Annotated in this window: 6 protein-coding genes; 4 read left to right on the top strand and 2 right to left on the bottom strand. The window is 40.1% G+C overall.

Annotation, left to right across the window (positions count from 1 at the left end; genetic code table 11):
* Together ACIFOT_RS30510 and ACIFOT_RS30505 are read right to left on the bottom strand one after the other, a co-directional pair.
* A partial coding sequence (locus ACIFOT_RS30510; RefSeq protein WP_430072225.1) for an amidohydrolase occupies positions 1–1,106 on the bottom strand: 1,106 nt, incomplete at its 3' end.
* A gap of 75 nt (positions 1,107–1,181) precedes the next feature.
* Entirely contained in the window at positions 1,182–2,759 is a 1,578-nt protein-coding gene (locus tag ACIFOT_RS30505; protein ID WP_430072222.1) for a glutathione ABC transporter substrate-binding protein, read from the bottom strand.
* A gap of 336 nt (positions 2,760–3,095) precedes the next feature.
* On the opposite strand from ACIFOT_RS30505, the gene ACIFOT_RS30500 reads away from it, so the two are divergent.
* From ACIFOT_RS30500 to ACIFOT_RS30485, 4 genes are all read left to right on the top strand, one after another.
* Positions 3,096–3,950, top strand: coding sequence for an ABC transporter permease (locus ACIFOT_RS30500; protein ID WP_223588667.1), 855 nt, complete (start codon positions 3,096–3,098; stop codon positions 3,948–3,950).
* Positions 3,951–3,974: 24 nt separating this feature from the next.
* Positions 3,975–4,895 carry a nickel ABC transporter permease gene (gene nikB, locus ACIFOT_RS30495; RefSeq protein WP_430072220.1) on the top strand — a complete coding sequence of 307 codons (921 nt, stop codon included), beginning with the start codon at positions 3,975–3,977 and terminating at the stop codon, positions 4,893–4,895.
* Between the two features lie 18 nt (positions 4,896–4,913).
* Positions 4,914–5,933, top strand: coding sequence for an ABC transporter ATP-binding protein (locus ACIFOT_RS30490; RefSeq protein ID WP_430072217.1), 1,020 nt, complete (start codon positions 4,914–4,916; stop codon positions 5,931–5,933).
* Positions 5,933–6,514: ATP-binding cassette domain-containing protein (locus tag ACIFOT_RS30485; RefSeq protein WP_430072215.1), on the top strand; the 582-nt coding region annotated here is incomplete at its 3' end. The genes ACIFOT_RS30490 and ACIFOT_RS30485, both read left to right, overlap by 1 nt.

Here is a 6,514-nt window from a genome sequence, read left to right as displayed (position 1 = left end):
TCATCTCCTACTTTCGGCCAGACGCGCTTTCCTTTTTCATTAAGTGGCGTCACACCGCCGGTTCCATACTTTAAGACTGTAGATAAAGAATATTCGTCACTCAATCGAAATCTTTCTGCCAAAGTTCCCAGCTTTTGGATCGTATTTCCAGTTCCAAATGGGGACCAATGATCTGTTATACTATCATGACCTACAGAAACACGAATGCCTAATTTATCTAGAGATGGAATAGGTATCGTCGCCCGATTAATCGGTACTGTCGTGGTAACATCCATCTCTTGATCTTTTAAGATAGCAGCCATATCTGAGAGTGCATCCCCATTTAAATCGCCTAATGCAATCCCATGGCTTATCGTAGATTTTCCCTTAAGCCCTGCTTCCTTTGTATAATGCGCCATCCTTTCAAAGGTAAATGCCCCTAAAGTATTGGGATCATGAAGATGAATGTCGACGCCTTTATTATTTTCAACGGCAATATCAAAGACGGTATATAAGGATTTTTCGATATTGCGGTCCACTGTCGCGGGGTCTACCCCGCCAACTAATGTAGCTCCATTCTTCATAGCATCACGGATGAGCTGCACTGAATCACTTTTTAATAGTCCATGCTGTGGAAAAGCCACGATATCATAGGTGAGCACATCTTCGTATTTTTTTAAGGCATTAACAGTTACCTCTAAATTTTTCAAACCGATGACAGGATCCACATTACAATGGGTGCGAATATGGGTATGTCCGTTTTCCAATAATAATTCAATCATTTTCTCCGCTCGTTCTTGAGCAGTAGGGAGGAGCTTCGGAAGTAATTCTTTCTCCTCTTCCAATCTAGTAAAAATACCGTTCGTGATTGGTGTACAGGCTTTCCATGGTCCGCCATAATAAGTTTTATCAATATGGATATGCATGTCCCTTAAGGAAGGAAGCAAAAGCTTACCATTAGCATCGATTTGCTTTATGTCCTTCTCAGGCTTTATATTTGTAATTTCAGTTATGGTTCCTTCTTCAATCTTCAAGTGGCAAACTTCCGTTTCGGTAGCAGCCACACGATTATTTTCATAAATGAATCCTTTTTCTAAGCGGACATTCGTTAACCAAAAAGTTCCCATTCCAATTCCTCCTCAATTAAATTAGGAAAAAGTACTTTTTCACAAAAGTACTTCCCCAAAAAACTTAATCCGTTTTTACTTAATGACTACATCATCAATCATTAAATAACTTGCAGCATTTAACCAGAATCCACTTACATTTTTACTATAAGCAGCGATATGCTCGTAGTTTCGGATTGGAACATAAACGGCATCGTCAATTTCCTTCTGCATAACTTCTTCATAAAGCTTTAAACGCTTTTTCTCATCTGTTTCTCTTCGTGCTGATTCAATCATTTTGTCTACATCAGGATTGCTATAGTAGAAATGGTTTCCTGGAGGTCCCTGTGATGCTGAATGGAATAGGTTATATTGGTTGTAATCTCCATCACCTGTTGCATTTCCCCATCCGCCAATCGCCATGTCGTGCTCACCTTTTTCAATCATACCGATATAGGCGCCATACTCCATAACTTGGATTTTCACATCTACGCCAATCCCTTTTAGCTGAGATTGAATAACTTCGGCCATATTGATACGTTCTTTTCGGTCACTTGTTAATAATGTAACTTTAAGACCTTTTTCATAGCCAGCTTCTTTTAATAATTTCTTTGCTTCATTTAAATCATAGTCATATGGCTTCACTTTATCACTATAGCCAAACACTTTCGGGCTCATCGCAACGTTTGCAAGAGTTCCAACATTATTATAGACACCTTTGATAATGGCTTCTCTTTCAATCGCGTGGCTGATTGCCTTACGAACCCTTACATCATCAAATGGCTTTTTCTTTACATTAAATCCAACATATTCAACAGCTAGTCCATCAGTACGGTAAAGAGCCATTTTGTCAGAAGCCTCAATGCGATCAATTTCTGTGACAGGCACTTGGTCATTGATTTGCGCTTCTCCTGTTTCAATCATGGCAAGACGAGTAGCATCTTCAGGTACGACCTTGAATACTACACGATCAATATTTGGTTTTTTGCCCCAGTAGTTTTCATTTTTCTTTAAGGAAATTTCTTGGCCAGTCTTCCAAGACTCGAACACAAAAGGCCCCGTTCCAACTGGATGCTGTGATAATGAATCAGGATTTTCCGCCAAAGCTTTTGGACTAATGATACTTCCTTCATTACTTGCCAAAATAGATAGAAGTGGTGCATAAGGATATTCAAGAATTAATTGAACAGTGTTTTCATCCACAACCTTCACTTCTTTAATCATTGAAAACTTTTCGCGCTGCGGCGAAGCTGTTTTCGGATCTAGCAAACGATCAAAGGTTTTTTTAACAGCATCAGCATTAAATGGTGCACCATCATGGAATTTTATGCCTTCTCTTAATTTAAATTCCCAAGTGGTGTCATCGATCACTTTCCACTCTTTTGCTAATAATGGTTGAATTTTAAAATCTTTATCTGGTTCAACCAGGCCCTCATAAACCTTTTGATAAACAATATTTGCGGAAGGAATATCAGTAATGAAATGAGGGTCTAGCTTGGTTGCATCAGAAAGCCTGACTACGGTTAAGGTTCCGCCTTGTTTAGGTCCTTCTTTTTTACTTGCTGCCTCATTAGAAGTAGATGATTTTGTAGAACATGCTTGAGCAATCATCAGCATTAATCCAATTAATACAAATAGAATGCCATTTTTGATGGTTCGTCTTTTTCTCTCCATTTTCCCCTGCTCCTTTGTTGTCTTTTTAAAAATTCAGAATCTAAGATGTAAACCAATTTCACCTGCCTCTAAATTTGCTTATCTGCATTATAGAAGATGATGAACAAGAATATTTACAGAATATTTACTGAATTTTTAACTATTTTGACAAACAATTTAAAAAATATTTACATTCATTAAAATTTTGATAATTTGTACATATTCCCATAGAAAAAATCGCTTGGAAGGGGGATTAAATCAGCGAGAGTCAGCATCATGTTTTTTCAAAAAATATAAGGAGGTTTTTTCATGTCAGTAGAAGTGAAAACAGATCGTTCAGTCGTAATCAAACAATCTATGAGTCAACCAAAACAATCTAAATTGAAAGATTTCTTATCTGTTTTAATGTTAAATAAAGCGGCTTTAGTTGGGGCAGTGATTATTGTTTTTTATATTCTCATCGCGATATTTGCCCCACTTTTGGCTCCCTATGATCCATATGCAATAAAATTGGAAAACAAATTAATGCCGCCCTCTGGTGACCATTGGATGGGAACAGATGATAAAGGAAGAGATATTTTAAGCCGGATTATTTACGGTTCAAGACTTTCTATGGGGGTTGGATTTGCAGCTGTATTTTTCGGTGCATTCTTCGGTATTATTTTTGGACTTGTCGCCGGCTACTATGGAAAATGGGTTGATTCTATCATTATGAGAATGATGGACGTTATGCTGGCTTTCCCGGGAATCTTACTCGCTCTTGCGATTATTAGCGCCCTTGGACCAAGTCTGATTAATGTTACGATTGCCGTTGGGGCGTTTTCAGTCCCATTATTTGCCCGGATTGTCCGCGGCTCTACCCTTGAGGTCAAAAGACTCGAGTATATCGATGCCATAAGGTCGTTAGGTGCCAATGATTTGACAATCATTTTTAAACATATTCTTCCGAATATTCTTTCACCCATTATTGTCCAAGGGACCTTACGACTTGCTACTGCGATTCTTTCCGCAGCAGGATTGTCATTCCTTGGTCTTGGGGCACAACCCCCTTCACCTGAATGGGGAACGATGTTAAGTAATGGAAGGGATTTCTTGTTCTCTGCCCCTTATATTGCTATTTTCCCAGGGTTAACGATATCAATACTCGTATTAGGTTTTAATATTTTTGGCGATGGATTACGCGATGCATTCGATCCACGGATGAAAAAATAATAGATTAAAAGGAGGCTGACCATCATGTTCATGTTTATCTTTCGTCGTTTAGTGCAGACCATCCCGGTCGTAATCGGGGTTACATTTGTCGTTTTCTTTATTATGCAGCTCGTACCTGGTGATCCTGCCGTATTGCTGGCAGGTGAAGGGGCTTCTAAGGAAACGATTAATGGAATTCGAGAGCAATTAGGATTAAATCGGCCTTTATTGGTTCAATATTTTGATTACTTAACGAATATCTTTCATGGTGATTTTGGCACTTCGTTAAAAAATAGCCAGCCAGTTTTGGATGAAATTATGGTTCGCTTACCGATTACCATGGAGCTTGCATTTTTTAGTATTCTTATCACCATCATTTTAGGGATGGCTGCCGGGATTATTTCAGCAATAAAGCCTTACTCCCTTACAGATACAGGTGTAATGTTAGTTGCCCTTCTAGGAATTTCACTTCCAAGCTTTTGGTTTGGATTGATGATGATGTATTTCTTTTCCGTTAAGCTGCAAATCCTTCCCGTTGCTGGATGGGACAGCATCCTGCATGTTATTCTTCCGTCCCTTACATTAGGTGCCGGGGGTGCCGCCATCGTGGCCCGGATGACTAGATCCAGTATGTTAGAGGTCGTTCGTCAGGATTATATCCGGACAGCGCGAGCCAAAGGACTTCGTGAACGCGTAATTATTTATAAACATGCCTTAAGAAATGCTCTAATTCCAGTTATCACCGTAGTGGGGTTACAATTTGGTTCTCTTCTTGGGGGAACGGTACTTGTTGAATCAATATTCGCCATCAATGGACTAGGCCGTATGATTGTAGATGCGATTCGGATGCGCGATTTACCAATGGTCCAGGGCGGAGTATTAATGGCCTCGCTTATCTTCGTAATCGTGAATTTATTTGTTGATGTATTCTATCGATTCTTCAATAAACGGATTGAATTAAATTAATAGGTGGTGAATGAAGTTATGACTGAGAAAAACAAACCGATATTAGAAGTCAAAGGATTAAAAACTCATTTTTATACGAAGCGCGGCGTAAGTAAAGCAGTAGATGGCATCGATTTCACACTACAAAAGGGTGAGACCTTGGGTATTGTCGGCGAATCCGGCTGCGGGAAAAGTATGACATCCCTTTCGATTCTCCGTTTAATCCCCTCCCCTCCTGGTAAAATCGCGGGAGGGCAAATTCTTTTCAAAGGAAAGGATTTGGTGTCCCTTCCAGAGGACGAAATGAGGAAAATTCGCGGAAACGAAATTTCAATGATCTTCCAAGAGCCGATGACCTCCTTAAATCCCGTCATTCCGGTTGGTGAACAAATTGCGGAAGCTTTAAGACTACATCAAAATATGGGAAAAAGAGAAGCATGGACTAAATCCATTGAAATGCTCAAGCTCGTTGGAATCCCCTCTCCTGAAAAAAGGGCAAAACAGGAGCCTTTCCAATTAAGCGGCGGTATGCGCCAGCGGGTCATGATTGCGATGGCACTTGCCTGTACCCCTGAGGTATTGATTGCTGACGAACCAACGACAGCCTTGGATGTAACGATTCAAGCACAAATACTTTCGTTAATTAAAGACCTTCAAACCAAGTTGGGCATGGGTGTCATCATGATTACACATGATTTGGGAGTTGTCGCAGAAACATGTGACTCCGTTGCAGTTATGTATGCCGGTAATATTGTCGAGCATGCAGCTACCGAATACATCTTCACCAACCCAAAGCATCCCTATACCCTAGGGTTAATAAATTCTTTACCGAAGATTCACGAAGATCAGGAAGAATTACAAACGATTGAGGGCAGTGTCCCAAGTCCTTATAATATGCCGATTGGCTGCAGGTTCGCCTCAAGATGCCCTTTCCAGCAGCCAATATGTCATGCCATACAGCCGGAGTTAGTAGAACAAACTGATGGCTCTAAGGTTCGCTGTTGGATGTATACAGATAAATGGACTGGTCAAGTTATTGAAAAGGAGGCTGTACAATAATGCAAACTGCGGAAAAAAAGAAAGTATTATTAGAGGTGGATCATTTAAAGCAGTATTTCCCAGTTAAAACAGACTCCGTATTTAAACCAAAAAACTATGTAAAAGCTGTTGATGATGTTTCCTTCCATCTCTATGAAGGGGAAACATTAAGTATTGTCGGCGAATCTGGCTGCGGAAAATCAACGACTGGACGAGCGATTTTAAGACTGGATGAACCGACAGACGGAAAAGTCTTATATTCTGGGCAAAATATACTCGATTTTAATAAAAAAGAAATGAGAAAGCTTAGAGGAGATCTGCAGGTTATTTTCCAGGATCCTTTTGCCTCACTCAACCCACGGCAAACGGTCAAGCAAATATTAAATGAAGCAATGGCGATTCAACAAGTTGTTCCGAAGGAAAAACGGATGGAAAGAATGTTAGAATTACTTGGTTATGTCGGTCTTCCTGAGGAAGCACTAGATCGCTATCCCCATGAGTTTAGCGGAGGGCAGCGACAGCGGATTGGAATTGCCCGCGCTCTTGCGGTAAATCCTAAATTAATTATTTGTGATGAGGCGGTTTCTGCTTTGGATGTATCC

The sequence above is a fragment of the Neobacillus sp. NRS-1170 genome (assembly GCF_050468025.1).
This window is presented reverse-complemented; position numbering and strand designations above follow the sequence as displayed.

Coding starts and splice junctions, on each gene's coding strand:
- ACIFOT_RS30505 (WP_430072222.1), bottom strand. CDS start 2,759: ATGGAGAGAAAAAGACGAACCATCAAAAATGGCATTCTATTTGTATTA.
- ACIFOT_RS30500 (WP_223588667.1), top strand. CDS start 3,096: ATGAGTCAACCAAAACAATCTAAATTGAAAGATTTCTTATCTGTTTTA.
- nikB (WP_430072220.1), top strand. CDS start 3,975: ATGTTCATGTTTATCTTTCGTCGTTTAGTGCAGACCATCCCGGTCGTA.
- ACIFOT_RS30490 (WP_430072217.1), top strand. CDS start 4,914: ATGACTGAGAAAAACAAACCGATATTAGAAGTCAAAGGATTAAAAACT.